Source organism: Nocardiopsis sp. NPDC006832 (assembly GCF_040635885.1).
GTDB lineage: Bacteria > Actinomycetota > Actinomycetes > Streptosporangiales > Streptosporangiaceae > Nocardiopsis.
The window spans coordinates 1-14,457 of record NZ_JBEYLC010000004.1; the positions used below are offsets into that span (position 1 = coordinate 1).

The window sequence follows — 14,457 nt, forward strand, 5'->3', positions numbered from 1 at the left end:
CACGGGACTACGAGCGCGACCCGGCGGTGTCCGAGGCGATGGTGCGCTGGGCCGCGATCGGTCAGATGGCCCGACGCCTCGCCCGAGGACGAGATGCCGTCCGTCAGCGTGCTTGGACGAGCCAGGATCTCATTTCCTGACCCTTCTCAAACACGCTCTTACCGAGAGCGCTTCGGTCTCTTCCGCTGAGAACCTCGGAGCAATGCTGGTGGACGTTTGCGTACCACTTGAGACCCGGGGCCGAGGGATTCGGCCCCGATGACCTTCCGGCGCCCGAACCCGGCGACCTCGATGGTGAGGTCGGTGGCCCCGGCCAGGTCGGTCAGGTCCACCGGACCTGGTCCACGTACCAACAATGTTCGTAGGCGCGGCATGTCCCGAAGCCACATGGGTGGGCGCATGGTCGCCGCACCATGAATCAGTTCCAGACGACGTACCGCCGGTAGCGACGCGAGTACCTTCGCCGATGCCGGGGTGGTCGCCAAGGCTTCGCTCAGCTCCAGATCCTCGAGCAGTGGAAGTTCCCTCAGCGGAGTCAGATCCAGTTCCGGGTTCACCTCTCCGTAGTAGAAGAAATGGGACAGAGATTCGCTCTGACTAGCGATCCCTTCGATGTCCTTGAGTTCCGGACAGCTCAACAATCGGACCTTCTCCATCGAATCCGGAACGGTCGCAAGGTAGTTCAGATCGGAAATTGTCTTGTCATGCCGGATCGAGAATTCGCTCAGGCGATCCACCGGAAGGAGGTCTCGGAGCGGCTCGCGCGGGAGCCCGTACCCGAACCCCATCTCTTCCAGGGTCACCATCTCGCTGAGGAGTCCCAGGTCATCGGTGAGGGCAGGGTGCGAAAGCACGATTTGCTCGAGAGGACTGTCGATGAGGGGTGCGATGCTGGGGGTGAAGGTGAGGCCGAGGCACATCAGGAGACGCAGCGAGGGCATTCCGCGTAGTGGTTCCAGATCGATGTTCCACTGCTCGTCAGACGAATCCGGGCTCAGGATGAGCGAGACCAATCGGGATATCCTCGACAACGTCTTGACGGAGTCGTTCGCACGACCCCTCAAGACAAGTGATCGGATCGCTTCGATTTCATTGTGGGAGGCGATGAGATCGAGGTGTTCGGCCCAGATGGGGAAGGCGTAGGTATAGGTGGTGAGGGTGTCGACCAAGAGCACTTCGGCGAGCTCTACTGAGGGGTCGCGCTCCCATGCTTCGTCCACCGCGAAGAACGTGTCCCTGCCGCGGAAAGGTAGAGCCTGTTCGATGACGGAATATGATCCGGGCCCGCCGATATGGGACGCCGCCCTGATCGACTTGGCGGCCTCTCGCGCGTTGGTCGGTGGGGTACGGGCCAGGAGCGGCAGAGCGGCCTCGCCCACCAGACTCAGTGCGTGCACGTGTTCCTTGGTTCTCGGCGGGAGGATGCGCTGAACCCTCTCGGTCACCTCCGAGTGGAGCCGTTCGGCGAGTTGAGGTGAGGTCTCCAGGCAGGCGAACGCCACCAGCAGTAGCCGGTCGTGGTGTTTCTTGACCTGGTCCGCGCGTTCCAGTAGCCCGGTGACCAGTTCCTCGCGCTGGGCCGGGGTGGCGTGTCCGGCGGCCATGACCACGACCTCGTGCCACTGGTCGTCGTGGGCGTGCTTGACCAACAGCGGGAGACTGTCCTCCTCCACCAGGGCCTTGGCCGCCAGGTACTCCTCGAAGGTGCGGTGCAGGAAGCTCACCCGGTCGACGGTCGGGCACTGGAGCAGCCCGCTGCGCACCCTCAGATGCGTGAAGACCTCCTCCGGGCCCTCTTCGATGTGGTGCATCGCGGCCAGGAGCCTGCCGACCTGACGCTTGGCGGTGGTGATCGGGGCGTCCGAACTGCCGTTGAGGATCAGCCACTTGGCCAGCTCCTGCAGCAGGAGCACCAACTCCCGGCGCGAGAGGTCCACGCCCGGGACCCCGCGCTGGTGGTCGCGCTCCTTGAGCAGCATGGCCAGCGCCGCCTCGTACACCTCCATCCGATCCCGTGGCAGGGACGTGTGCCGATCCCGGTGCAGCGCGCACAATAGGGCGCAGAGCAACGGTGTGGAGGCGATGGATCTCAAGTGGCGTTGGCCCAGCACCTTCCGAGTGAGTTCGGCTTCGTGCCGGGTCAGCACCGCGCGTTCGGTCTCTTCGGTGACCTCACCGCGTACCGCTTCGTGCCAATGGTGGATGAAGGCCCGTACGTCCTCCTCACCGAGTGGTTGGAGCTCGGCGGCGGTGAACCCCTCCGTGTCCAACCAGGACTCCGAGGCCGCACCGGGCCTGGTGGTGACCACGTAACGGCAGTTGGGAAAATCGGTGAGCAGGCCACGCAGCCAACGGCGGGCGGCCTCACGCTGGCTCTGTGGAAGTTCGTCCACCCCGTCAAGCAGAACGATGCCCCGGCCCTGGGACATCACCGTGGTGGCCCAACCCGCAGGGGCCTGATCGGCCAGGTGACGGCCGGTGTGCCGGACGAAGTCGGCGGGCTCGGGCAGGTCGCGGTCCACGTACTCGCGCAGCGGAACCAGGAAGGGCACCGACCCGGTCCAGGAGGCCATCGTCTCGGGGAAGTCTCCCTGTCCGGCCCGCACACCCACCCAACGGAGCAGGGTGGTCTTGCCCGAACCCGCCGGACCGCGCAGGAAGGTGCGCCGGTGCAGGGCCAGGACCTGCTCCACACGAAGATCACCGGTCGGGTAGGGAGAGTCATGATCGAAGAGGTCGAGCTCCCTCTCCCGCCACTCACCGGACACCCGCAGGCTCAGATACGCCGTGCTCAGCGGATATCTCCTCGTTCCCGCTTCGGTGCCGAACAGCTCCAGCACGTCCCACCGCTCCGCCGCCTTGCGGCGGTAGGCGGTCAGGAAAGCCGCGTCCTCGTCACGCTCGCGTCCGGCGAGTTCCTCCTGCCTCGGCACCCGGTCCAGGAGTTCCTCGACCTTGCCCAGGAGCAGCGTCTCCCGCCGCAACAACTCGGTGAACGCACCCGTCTGGAACCGTGGCAGCGCCGACAGGGTCGCCATCACGTACGCGCACGACTCCGGCAGCACCCGGTCGTATAGGGCCACCGCCGCCTGACTCAGGTCCCGGGTCGCCCGTGGCGCTTTGGCGCGCAGGTACCGCTCCAGGTACAGCGGATCCAGGTCCTGCTCGAACAGGGTGCGGTCGGTCAGCCCGGCCTTGTCGAAGGTGTCGGCCACGGCGAGCACCGCCGCCTCGCGTTCGTTCTCGGCCAGTCCGCGGAACTCGTGATCGAGGTAGCCGAGCACCCGTTCTGCGACGCTCTCCTCGATCTCGTCGAAGCGGCGCTTGAGTCTGCGCCGCTCACGGCTTCCGGTGACCTTCTCCTGCACGAGGTCGGCCACGGTGGTCGCGGCGCTCTCGGCGAGCGGGTTGCCGATCCAGATCCCACAGGCGGCCTTGACGACCGACACGCCCAGTTTCAGCGCGGCTTCGAACACGAACGCTCCGGAGGGGGAGGGGACAGGGGGTCCCTCCAGATTAGAACGAGAAGGGCCGGTTCGGTGGGTTTTCCACAGCCCGAACCGGCCCGGTCCCTCGGGCCCGCCCGCTCCGTGCGGGCGGGCCTCGTCCTCCCTACAGCCCTTCGGTGGTGAAGACCGTGTCCGGTTCGTCGGCGAATCCGTCGGGCCCGCCCAGGAACACGGCGTACTCGTCGTCGGCCGTGCGGTACATGGACTGTTCGGCGGTGCTCAGCACCAGGTCGGCGTGCCCGTCACCGTCGTAGTCGGCCAGCGAGTGGTGGCGCAGGTAACCCAGGTCGGAGGAGGGCACCGGCACGGTGACCGCGCCCTCACCGGTCGGTCCCTCGGCTCCGCCCAGGAGCAGGGTGGCCTCGGAGTAGCCGTGGAACGGTCCGGTCATGGCGACGACGTCATCGACACCGTCGCCGTCGACGTCGCCGACCAACAACCCGTTGCCGAACCCGTCGCCGTCCTCGGCCGCGCCGGGAACGCCCTCGGTGTCACGGTCGACGCGTACCGGATCGGCGTCCAGGTAGCCCTCGGCGGAGAGGTGGGTGTCCACGTACCCGGGGTGCAGTTCGTCGTCGTGGCCGGGCTCGTTGTTGGGGATCCCGCTCACCCCGACGAGCAGGTCGGTCGCGCCGTCGCCGTCGACGTCGCCGGCCACGTGTTCGTGTCCGGGCGCGGTGTCGCCCACGATCTCCTGGGCGGGGCCCTCCGGACCCGAACGCAGTACCACGTGGGATACGGGCGACTCGTCGGAACCGCGGACCAGCAGTAGGTCCTCGTAGGCGTCGCCGTCGGCGTCGAACGCCCTGATCGTCGCGTCGTCCGCGTCGCTCGGCAATGGAAGTTCGTCGGTGGCGGCGGGGGCGCCCTCACGGTCGAAGGGGCCGTGGTGGAAGGTGCTCTCCCATTCGTTGGTGGGGGTGCCCATGAGGCTGTCCAGGACCGCGACGTCGGTGTCGCCGTCACCGTTCATGTCGCCCACGGCCAGGGAGATCGCGTTCATACCCGAGGGGTGGTCCACCGAGAGCCAGGGCAGCGGGACGGCCGGCCCGACGGGACCCTCCGGACCGCCCCACACGAGGTATCCGCCGTCCTGTGCGTCGACGATGAGGTCGGTGTGACCATCTCCGTCCAGGTCGCCGGTGTCCATGACCAGCATGTATTCCTGTTCCCCGGACAGTTCCAGGTCGGATCGGGTCAGGACCACGGAGCGTTCGACGTCGAGTCCGCCCTCGCCGCCGAAGAGCGCTCCGACGTACGGTTCGCCCTCGAACTCACCGCCCACATACCCATGGACGGGCAGCAGGGGGAGTCCGTCCACGAGGATTCCGGTTTCTCCCCGGGCGGGGGCGGCGTCGGACAGGTCGGTGGTGGCGTTTGCGCAACCGGCCGCGGCGATCAGGGTGAGGGCCAGGAGCGGTGGAAGGGTGAACCGTTGCTTCATGCGGGAGGTCTTTCGATGGAGTGGATGCTCGTGTGGGTTCGACGCGCGGGCATTGAAATCCGTTGACGGAACCCTACTGATGGGTGCAGGTTTCCTACGGAACCGGGTGTCGAAAGGTGGGTCGGTCCCGTTCGGGCGCACGAGGAAGCGGGCCGGGCGGCGATGCCGTCCGACCCGCTCGGGTGGGGGTGATGCCTTCCAAGCGCTACCGGGTGACCTTCGCGGAGATCTCGTCCAGGTCGGCGTCACTGGTCTCCCTGCCGACCAGCAGGGCGCCCAGGGTGATGCACCCGACCAGGACCAGATAACCGCCGACCCAGGCCAGACCGAAGGTGCCGGCCAGCCAGGTCGCGATGTAGGGCGCGAAGGAGGCGCCCAGCAGGCTGGCCAGGTTGTAGGCGGCCGAGGCGCCGGTGTAGCGGACCCTGGTCGGGAACAGCTCGGGCAGGACCGCGGCCATGGGGCCGAAGGTCAGACCCATCAGGGACAGACCGATGATCAGGAAGGCCATCACGCCGAAGGTGCTGCCGCTGCCCAGCAGCGGGCCCATGGCGAAACCGAACACGATGATGGCGACGGTGACCGTGACCAGGGTGGGTTTGCGACCGAAGCGGTCGGCCAGCAGACCCGAGATCGGGGTGAAGATCCCGAAGAACACCACACCGATGAGCAGGAACACCAGGAACTGCGAACGCTCGTATCCCAGGCCGGTGACCGGATCGGTGCCGAAGCCCAGCGAGAACACCGTCATCAGGTAGAACAGCACGTAGGTCGCCAGCATGATCAGGGTGCCGATGACCACGGCCGGCCAGTTGCTGCGGAACAGCTCGACGATGGGGGTCTTGACGCGCTCACCGGAGGCGACGATCTTGGCGAAGGCCGGGGTCTCGTGCAGGGTCAGGCGCACCCACAGGCCGATGACGATCAGCACGATGGAGATCAGGAAGGGGATCCGCCAGCCGTAGGCCAGGAACGCCTCGTCGCTCATGGCCTGGCTCAGGATGAGGAAGACCCCGTTGGCCAGAAAGAACCCGATCGGCGCGCCCAACTGTGGGAACGTGCCATAGAAGCCGCGCTTGCCGGCGGGGGCGTTCTCGGTGGCCAGCAGTGCCGCGCCGCCCCACTCGCCGCCCAGTCCCAGTCCCTGACCGAACCGGCACAGCGCCAGCAGCAGGGGCGCGGCCACGCCGATCTGCGCGTAGGTGGGCAGTAGGCCGATCGCCACGGTGGCGATGCCCATGGTCAGCAGGGACGCCACGAGGGTGGTCTTGCGTCCGATGCGGTCGCCGAAGTGACCGAAGAGCCAGGAACCGATGGGGCGGGCCACGAAGGCGATGGCGAAGGTCGCCAGCGACTGCAGGCGGGCCGCCATCATGTCGCCCTCGGGGAAGAACAGGTAGGGGAAGACCAGGACCGCGGCGGTCGCGTAGACGTAGAAGTCGTAGAACTCGATGGACGTGCCCACGAGGCTCGCCGTGAGGACCTTCCGCTTGGGGTTGGTCGGGGGTTGCGCCGACTCGGCCGGTGGCCGTTGCGGCGACGGTTTCCCTGCGGAGACGTCCGTCATTTGACTTCTTTCCAGGTCAGTGCGGGTTGATGGCTGAATATTAGTTCCCGTGGACATTATGTGGAACATTTGTCTCGCGATGTGGACGCATGGGGGGCGATGTCCATGTCGGGGGTAAGGCTTGAACGCGAAAACCCCTGCCATCTCGGGCTTTTGGCGTCCTGGGTGATCAGGGCCACTCGGCATGATCGATTCTTGGCGGTGCAGACCCCCGGCTTCAGCCGTGGGGTTAGGTGCTCTCCGTATCCGGTAGACTACTTTTCGTCCACGACAGCCAAGTGGACACGCGCCGCAGGGCATGCGGTGCCAGCCTGTGGAGACCTCGGGGTTGCCCGGTCTGTGAAGCAGGAACCAGCTACGGCCGCGAGGCGCGTAGCGCCACCCGGCCGTCAGGCCGGGTCGGAATCCCCCGGCTTCAGCCACGGGGAGGAAGTCAAGTCACGCCCGCCGGAGTCCGTCTCGTCATGTGGATGGAAAGCGGCTCTCCGAGCCGAGGAGGACCCCATAGCACAAGGACTCCTGGTGCTCAGCGGCGCCGCCTATTCCGGACTCGCCGCCACCGCTCGCGGGCCGGGGCCCTGGTCGCTTGACGGGGCGCGGGGTCAGCGGCGGCGGGTCGGGGGGTTCTTCCCCGAACGGATCCGCGGCACCCCGCTGACCCGGACCACCCGGGTGCAGTTGTCCCGGAAACGCTTCACCAGTTCGCCGTTGGGTCGATCACTGCGTTCCACCCACTCCCGGGCGGCGCTCGCTCCGGCGCCGCCCGCCCGCTGTCGCCGGTGCAGTCGGCGTTCGCGCACCAGGTCGGTGGCCTCCACGTACCAGAGTTCGGCCAACAATCCCCGAACCTGATCCCAGGGGGAGTGATCGGAGGCCAGGTAGTTGCCCTCGGTCACCACCAGCCGGGTGTGCGGTTCGATCACGTGGCGCGCGGCGACGGGTTCGTGCAGCCGACGGTCGTAGTCGGGCACGTAGACCGGGTGGTCGGTCTCCACCGGCAACCGGCGCAGCATCGCCAGGTAGCCGTGGACGTCGAAGGTGTCGGGGGCGCCCTTGCGGTCGCTCCTGCCCAACCGTTCGAGCCGGGCGTTGGACAGGTGGTAGCCGTCCATGGGCAGGTAGCCGGCGGTGTCCGGGCCCAAGGTCTCGTTCACCGTGTGCACCAGGTAACGGGCCAGGGTGGACTTGCCGGCGGCCGGTGCACCGGCCAGCCCGAGCACGGTACGGCGGGTGTTCTCCCCACCGGTGGGGGGAACCATGGCGAGGACGTCGGCCACGAGGGAGTCGAGCATGGACTCCAGCCTACGTCGAACCGGGGCCCTACACCCGATCAGCCCGCAGATCGGACAGGCACGCTCCGATGATCGGGGCGCAGAGGTCGCCCAAGGGCACCGACGGATCGATGAGCCACCGCACCAGGCAGCCCTCGATGGCGCCGATGAGTACGGCCGCCTCGGCCGGGCCCGAGCCGGGGCGTAGGTCACCCTCCCGGGCGCCTTCGCGCAGCAGTTCGGTGAGCATGGCCCGGTGGTCGCGGTACACGGAGTCCATGTCCGGGGTACCGGCCGGCCTCGGGGTGTGTTCGGCCGCCCACAGGTCGGTCAGGACCCGGGCGGGGTCGGGCTGTTCGGCCCACGACTCCAGGGTCGATCGCAGTAGTTCGGTGAGCCGCTCCACCGCCGGGCGGTGCGGCTCTCGTGCGCCGCGCGGCGGGTGGGCGGTGCGTTCGGCCACGAGCGAGACCTCGGCGGCCACGTCCTCGCCCCCGGTGGCGGCGAGGCCCTCGCGGTACAACACCCGGATTGCCGAGGAGCGGATCTCCTCACGCCGTGCCGCTTGGTCGACCCGTTCGGGAGCCATCCGCGCCGTCCTCCTGGTGTGCCGGGTGCGTCTTCGGAAGCATAGGGCCCGGTGCAGGCCGGTCCGGACCCTGGCGAGTGCCGCCAGGCGCGGAGCCGAGGAGGGGCGGGGCCGCCGGCGATCGGCGGCCCCGCGAAGCGTCAGGGGGCGTGCCCGACGAAGGCCAGGGCCTGGCGCACCAGGACACCCTGGCCACCCTGCATCTCCTCGCGCACCTGAGGGCTGGTGGCCTCGTCCGGGGTGAACCACACCAGGTCCAGGGCGTCCTGGCGGGGCTGGCAGTCACCGCTCACCGGAACGACGTAGGCCATGGCCACCGCGTGCTGGCGGGGGTCGTGGAACGGGGTGATCCCGGGGGTGGGGAAGTACTCGGCGACCGTGAACGGCTGCGGGGAACTGGGGATGCGGGGCAGGGCCACCGGGCCCAGGTCCTTCTCCAGGTGGCGCAGGAGCGCGTCACGCACCCGTTCGTGGTAGAGAACCCGGCCCGAGACCACCGAGCGGTTGAAGCTTCCGTCGGAGCCGGCCCGCATGAGCAGGCCCACGTGTGTCACCTCGCCGCTCTCGTCGACTCGGACGGGCACCGCTTGGACGTAGAGCACGGGCATGCGGCCACGGACATCCTCCAACTCCTCGGAGGAGAACCAACCGGGCTGGGTGTCGGCGGTTTCGGTCATGGGGTGCGCGGCCGTCGTCCGCTCGGGACGGTCGATGGGCCGCTCCCTCCCTTCGCTCTGGTCGTGTCCCTCGATGCGGTCATCCTCCCGTGCCCCGAGGGGTTCGGGAGCACCGGCCGTCACATGGGCGTCCAAGTACCGCTTTTACCGCACGGGAGTCGAGAAAGCACGGTGCGGGTCCGTCTTCGGGAGTGTCCGAGAGGGATCTGTGTGGGCTCTGTGGAGCGTGCCCCGGGTCGGGATGCTCGGGAGAACGCGCGGTGAGGTGAGACCGAACCATCCGCGGAGCCACATCGACGAGATTTCGGGGGTTTTTCTCATCAAAAGCCTCCCGCAACCTCTCTGAAGAGGTTACGATCTCGTACGCGGTTGCGTAGTGGAAAGGTTACGTCCGGTGAGAGGTGGCCCGAGTGGCGAAGGATGTACCGTTCTCGGCCCGGGAACGTATCTCCTGTACGGGGGTGACGGTGGTGCGCGTCCACGGCGAAGTGGACCTGGCCACCGCCGACCGGCTGCGTGAACGTCTCCTCGACGTGGTTCGGAACTCCCGTTGCGACTGCCTGGTCGTGGACATGTCCGGGCTCGGGTTCTTCGACGCCAGCGGCGTGCGCGCCCTGGTAGCCGTCCATCGAGTCCTCAAGGCGCGGGGCGCGCACATGGTCCTGGCCGAACCGTCGTCCATCGCCGAACGGGTCCTGGAGGCCCTGGGAATGCGGCGCCTGTTCGACGTCTATCCGATCGTGGAGATGGCGCTGACCCACACCAGCGGGCTGTGCGCCGACGGTCCGCCCTTCAGGGACAACCCCGTCTCCTGACCCGTGTGACCCGGTCAACGAGGTGGCCTCGATATCGGGCGCCCGCGGGGAAGCCGGGTGCCCGACATCGAGGCTCCACCTATCTCGCTCGGACACTCGGCCCCGGCGTTCGACACCGCCGCCCGGTCAGGGAAGTACCGTGGGGCGTGAGCCCTCGGCCTCGCCGGTGGTCTCGGGGCGTTCCAGGAAGGGCGCGAGCAGCTCAGGGACCGCCTCGTCCGCCCAGGCCAACCCCTGTCCCAGCCCCACGTCCAGGGCGGCGTACATTCCGTCGCCCGCGGCCGTGGTCGCCGCTACGTCGGCCAGCCCCAACCTGCGCTGGAAGGGCGATCGGGTGATCCGCCAACCGATCACCGCCGACCGTTCCAGGGTGACGGTGTCCCGCACCGCCATGCCCTTGCGCAGCACCAGGTACTTCGGGTGCAGGCCGTGCCCCAGACCTCGGTAGGAACCCACCGCGTACCAGAACGCCAGCACGCCCAGCACGATCGCGAGCGCGAACCAGCCCCACCCGGGGGTGGCCTCCACACCCTCGACGACCAGCGGGATCGGCACGATGTTCTCCTCGATCGTGCGCGCCATCTCCCACCAACTCTCGGTGGCGACCATGTGCAGCCACGCCAGCCCGCCGGCCAACGCCACCCCCATCAAGGTCACGAAGGTCGCCCGGGTGAACCGGCGGCGCAACGCGGCCCTGGGGTGCGTGGCCAACGGAACATCCAACGGGGACCGCTCCTGACGCATCAACGCCGCGCCCAGGGCGCGCGCCCGGGAGCGGGGCATGGCCGGGGACAACCTGCTCTTGGCGCTGGTCTTCTTGTCGTCGCCGCTCTCCAACCCGGTCGCGACCGCCTGGATGCTCGCCCCGCGCACCGAACGCAGCACGAAGGGCTCGTGCAGGACCACACCGTTCAGGCGGCGGCCCTCGACCGACAGGGAAACGCTGGTCAGCAGGCCCCGGCGCAACCGCACCGTGCCATCGGGTTCCCGGGTCAGGCGGTAGTTCCACCAGGTCTCCAAAGCGGCCAACAACAGGATGACCACACCGGACAGCAGAAGACCCACCAGGAACAGGGGAACCACGAGCAGCAGCCGGGACATCACGAAGTCGGCCATCTGCTGTGAACCGGGCAGCCCCGCCTGTTCGGAGATCCACTCCCACCCGTGCCCGCCCGACTGGGCGTTGGCGCCGATGAGGGCGGCGATGACACCGAGACCGATACCGAAGGTGGCGGTGGTGGCGGGCGCGTAGGCGAACCAGCGCGGGTCCAGTCGGGCCAGCTCGACGCCGTCCTCGTCGAGCGAACCGTCCTCCCCCTCGGCCGGTGCCCGGGAGGCGTTGTCGGCCCCGGACCGCCGCAACAGCTCACGGCGCAGTCGCTCGCCCTGCTCGGCGGTGACGAACTCCAATTTCAGCTGGTCGGCGCCGGACCCCACCTTCTCGCCGGTGCCCACGGTCACCGTGCACAGCCCGAAGACCCGCACGTAGATCGGGGCGGCCACGTCCACACTGCGCACACGTTCACGCGGGATGGAGCGGTAGGCCTTGGCGATGATGCCCGAACGCATCTCCATACGGTCGGCGGTGACCCGGTAGCGCACCGCGCGCAGCCGCAGCATGTCCAGGTAGGTCATCAGGGCGATGAACGCGCCGGTGGCCGGCAGGGGCAGCAGTGCCCACAAGGGCTGGTCGACCACGACCAGGACGACGGTGGCGACGATGGCGGAGGGGACCATGAACAGCGCCACGATCACCGTGTTGGCCCACACCGACAAGGGGCTCAGCCCCGGCCAGTCGCCGGTCGGTTCACCGGTCTCGGCGGGGACCTCCTGCCCTGGCGGGTTCGGTTCCGGTGCGTGCGCGTCCGCCAGGGTCGGGTCCGTCTCGGGGCGTGCGACGTTGGGGACGGGTTCTTCGGGTCGGTGGTCGTCGTGGGAGGTCATGTCGCGTCCCCCGGAACCGCTTCGGTGTTGTCGGTGAGCTGGTCGGCCACCTCGGTGGCGAGGGTGTGGTCGAGTCCGCTGATCTCGATGGGTCCGGCGGCGGAGGCCGTCGTCACGGTCACGCTGGACAACCCGAAGGCTCTCTGTAGTGGTCCGCGCGCGGTGTCCACGGTCTGGATGCGCGACATCGGCGCGACCCGCCACTCCTGCCACAGCCAGCCGCTGGAGGTGTACACGGCGGTGTCGGTGATCTCCCAACGATGCACGCGGTAGCGCCACCGCGGCATCACGACGGTGATGAGCAATCCGATCCCGCCCACGATCCCGGCCGCGACGAGGAACCAGAACCGCACGGGTTCCCAGATCAGCGCGGGCACGACCGGGATGACGGTGAGGAGGACCGTCACGGACAGGGCCTGGGTCGACCACCAGCCCACCGCTCGACGGTCCACTCGGTGGTTGGGCGGTCGCAGGCGCAGAGCGTCGTTGCTCATGGCGTCGACGTCTCCTCTCGGTAGGGGGCCGCCGGGGCGGACTTGCCATTAAAAGTGATATCACAATGCTATGATCAAGTCATCACCTAAGGAAGGGACCGAGATGAGTGAGACCCCCGGCGTCACCAGACCCGAACCCCAGTACCGCGAACGCGCCGCCTTCGGGTACGGCGGGATCCCCATGTTCGTGGTCGCGATGGTCCTCCTCTTGGGCGGCGTCGGCATCGCCCTGCTGCCGCTGCTGGACCTGCCCATGTTCCTCATCGCGCTCGGTGTGGTCGTGGCGCTGATCGGCGCCGTCCTGTCCTTCGGGCTGACCATGGTCGCCCCCAACGAGGCCCAGGTCGTGCAGTTCTTCGGCCGCTACATCGGCACCATCCGCACCGACGGCCTGCGCTGGGTCAACCCGCTCACCGTGCGCAACGCGATCTCCACCCGGATCCGCAACCACGAGACCTCCGTCATGAAGGTCAACGACGCCTCCGGCAGCCCCATCGAGATCGCCGCCGTCGTGGTCTGGCAGGTCGAGGACACCGCACGCGCCTCCTTCGAGGTCGACGACTTCATCCAGTTCGTCTCCACCCAGACCGAGGCGGCCGTGCGCCACATCGCCGGCAAGTACCCCTACGACTCCTACGGAGAGGGCGACGGCACCTCCCTGCGCGACAGCGCCGACGCCATCACCGAGCAGCTGTCCAAGGAGGTCGCCGAACGCGTGGACGCCGCGGGTGTGAAGATCGTGGAGTCCCGGTTCACCCACCTGGCCTACGCGCCGGAGATCGCCCAGGCCATGCTCCAGCGTCAGCAGGCCGGTGCGATGATCGCCGCCCGCGCCGAGATCGTGGAGGGCGCCGTCAGCCTCGTGGACCGCGCCTTGGAACGTCTGGCCGACGAGAACGTGGTGGACCTGGACGAGGAGCGCAAGGCCGCCATGGTCAGCAACCTGCTCGTGGTGCTGTGCTCCGACCGCCCCGCCAGCCCCATCGTCAACGCCGGGACCCTGTACCAGTAGATCCGGGTGAGGTGCCTTGTCCGAGCGCAAGAAAGTGCTGCTGCGGCTCGACCCCGCCGTCCACGACGCGCTCGCGCGCTGGGCCGGGCATGAGTTGCGCAGCACCAACGCCCAGATCGAGTTCCTGCTACGCCGTGCGTTGGACGACGCGGGCCGGATGCCCAAAGAGGTGCGGGACATTCCGCGTCGTGGCAGACCACGAAAGCCCGAGGCCGCCTCCGATGAACCCGAAGCGGAGCCCGAGGAGGGACCGGAGCGGACATGACGAAGCCGGGTGCCCGAGGGGGACACCCGGCTTCGTGTCGTCGTGGTGGGGGTTACACGCTGTTCTCCGGCTTCTGCGTTTCCTGCGCCGTCTTCGCATCCTCCGCCTCCTTCGGTCCGCCGACGTGCCGACGCCAGTCACCGTCCAAGCGCAGGAGCCACTGCGGTACGACCCGTACCGGGAAGGGCAGTTCGGTCTCCAGGACGTCCTCACCGAACACCGGGGCCACCTCCGTGTACTCACCGTCCTTCAACCGGAATTCGATGATGCTCGGCTTGTCGGGATCGGGAGTGAGGACCCAGTACGAAGGAATGCCGAAGGCGGCGTACTCCTGCCGTTTCGTGTGGTGGTCCCGGAACACGCTCTCGGGTGAGACCACCTCCACCGCCAGCAGCGGAGGTGTGGTCGTGTAGGGCATCTGGAAATCCTCGCTACGAATCACGGCCAAGTCCGGGACTCGGTAACGCGTGCGTTCCGCATTGAGAATCACCCCTGGACCGTCCATGATCAGGAGCCCAGACGGCGCGCAGTTGCTGAGGTGGGCGGTGAGACGTGCGGTGGCCAGTGTGTGGAAGCTGACGGGGGCGGGGGACACGTCAAGCCTCCCGTCGACCAGCTCGTAGCGCCGCCCGTCGTCCGGAATCTTCCGCATATCCTCCACGGTGAGCGGTGCCGGTCCCGGGTCCGTCTTGTCGGTGGTCATGACAGTCGTCGCTTCCTCATTCGCATGGAGACCAGCGTTGCGGAGTTCTGGGGAGCGTGAGGTGGAAATAGCGAAATTCGCGAATAAGAACCCACATCATTCGGCTCCTGGTATCGGCCAAAAAAGAAGGGGTGGGACCGACCGGTGCCGATCCCACCCCCTTCACG

General features: G+C 68.0%; 12 protein-coding genes. 3 read left to right on the top strand and 9 right to left on the bottom strand.

Going from position 1 to position 14,457, the window contains the following annotated elements:
• Positions 1-158: 158 nt before the first annotated feature.
• From ABZ717_RS02815 to ABZ717_RS02840, 6 genes are all read right to left on the bottom strand, one after another.
• Positions 159-3,476, bottom strand: coding sequence for an NACHT domain-containing protein (locus ABZ717_RS02815; RefSeq protein WP_358504572.1), 3,318 nt, complete (start codon positions 3,474-3,476; stop codon positions 159-161).
• Between the two features lie 136 nt (positions 3,477-3,612).
• Positions 3,613-4,953, bottom strand: a complete 1,341-nt coding sequence (locus ABZ717_RS02820) for a VCBS repeat-containing protein (RefSeq protein ID WP_358504575.1) — start codon at positions 4,951-4,953, stop codon at positions 3,613-3,615.
• 205 nt (positions 4,954-5,158) lie between these two features.
• The gene (locus ABZ717_RS02825; RefSeq protein WP_358504578.1) at positions 5,159-6,520 is read right to left on the bottom strand and encodes an MFS transporter; all 1,362 of its coding nucleotides are present in this window, start codon (positions 6,518-6,520) and stop codon (positions 5,159-5,161) included.
• Positions 6,521-7,122: 602 nt separating this feature from the next.
• The gene (locus ABZ717_RS02830; protein ID WP_358504581.1) at positions 7,123-7,812 is read right to left on the bottom strand and encodes a nucleoside/nucleotide kinase family protein; all 690 of its coding nucleotides are present in this window, start codon (positions 7,810-7,812) and stop codon (positions 7,123-7,125) included.
• Between the two features lie 28 nt (positions 7,813-7,840).
• Positions 7,841-8,380 (bottom strand): TetR family transcriptional regulator C-terminal domain-containing protein, encoded by a 540-nt coding sequence (locus tag ABZ717_RS02835; RefSeq protein WP_358504584.1) that lies wholly within the window; start codon positions 8,378-8,380, stop codon positions 7,841-7,843.
• Positions 8,381-8,520: 140 nt separating this feature from the next.
• A complete protein-coding gene (locus ABZ717_RS02840; RefSeq protein WP_358505013.1) occupies positions 8,521-9,057 on the bottom strand; it encodes an NUDIX hydrolase family protein in 537 nt (178 codons plus the stop codon).
• 461 nt (positions 9,058-9,518) lie between these two features.
• Here ABZ717_RS02840 and ABZ717_RS02845 point away from each other — a divergent pair, with 461 nt between their 5' ends.
• Entirely contained in the window at positions 9,519-9,872 is a 354-nt protein-coding gene (locus ABZ717_RS02845; RefSeq protein WP_358505016.1) for an STAS domain-containing protein, read from the top strand.
• A gap of 126 nt (positions 9,873-9,998) precedes the next feature.
• Here the strand turns inward: ABZ717_RS02845 and ABZ717_RS02850 are convergent, their stop codons facing one another.
• Both ABZ717_RS02850 and ABZ717_RS02855 read right to left on the bottom strand, forming a co-directional pair.
• On the bottom strand, positions 9,999-11,816 hold the full coding sequence (locus ABZ717_RS02850) for a PH domain-containing protein (protein WP_358504587.1): 1,818 nt from the start codon (positions 11,814-11,816) through the stop codon (positions 9,999-10,001).
• Positions 11,813-12,310: a PH domain-containing protein gene (locus ABZ717_RS02855; RefSeq protein ID WP_358504590.1), complete on the bottom strand. Its 498-nt coding sequence runs from the start codon at positions 12,308-12,310 to the stop codon at positions 11,813-11,815. The genes ABZ717_RS02850 and ABZ717_RS02855 overlap by 4 nt, the downstream gene beginning before the upstream one ends.
• Before the next feature lie 103 nt (positions 12,311-12,413).
• Here ABZ717_RS02855 and ABZ717_RS02860 point away from each other — a divergent pair, with 103 nt between their 5' ends.
• Positions 12,414-13,322 carry an SPFH domain-containing protein gene (locus ABZ717_RS02860; RefSeq protein ID WP_358504593.1) on the top strand — a complete coding sequence of 303 codons (909 nt, stop codon included), beginning with the start codon at positions 12,414-12,416 and terminating at the stop codon, positions 13,320-13,322.
• A 16-nt stretch (positions 13,323-13,338) separates the two neighbouring features.
• The gene (locus ABZ717_RS02865) at positions 13,339-13,587 is read left to right on the top strand and encodes a hypothetical protein (RefSeq protein WP_358504596.1); all 249 of its coding nucleotides are present in this window, start codon (positions 13,339-13,341) and stop codon (positions 13,585-13,587) included.
• 52 nt (positions 13,588-13,639) lie between these two features.
• On the opposite strand, the gene ABZ717_RS02870 is transcribed toward ABZ717_RS02865, so the two are convergent.
• Positions 13,640-14,290, bottom strand: coding sequence for a Uma2 family endonuclease (locus tag ABZ717_RS02870; RefSeq protein WP_358504599.1), 651 nt, complete (start codon positions 14,288-14,290; stop codon positions 13,640-13,642).
• Between the last annotated feature and the right edge of the window lie 167 nt (positions 14,291-14,457).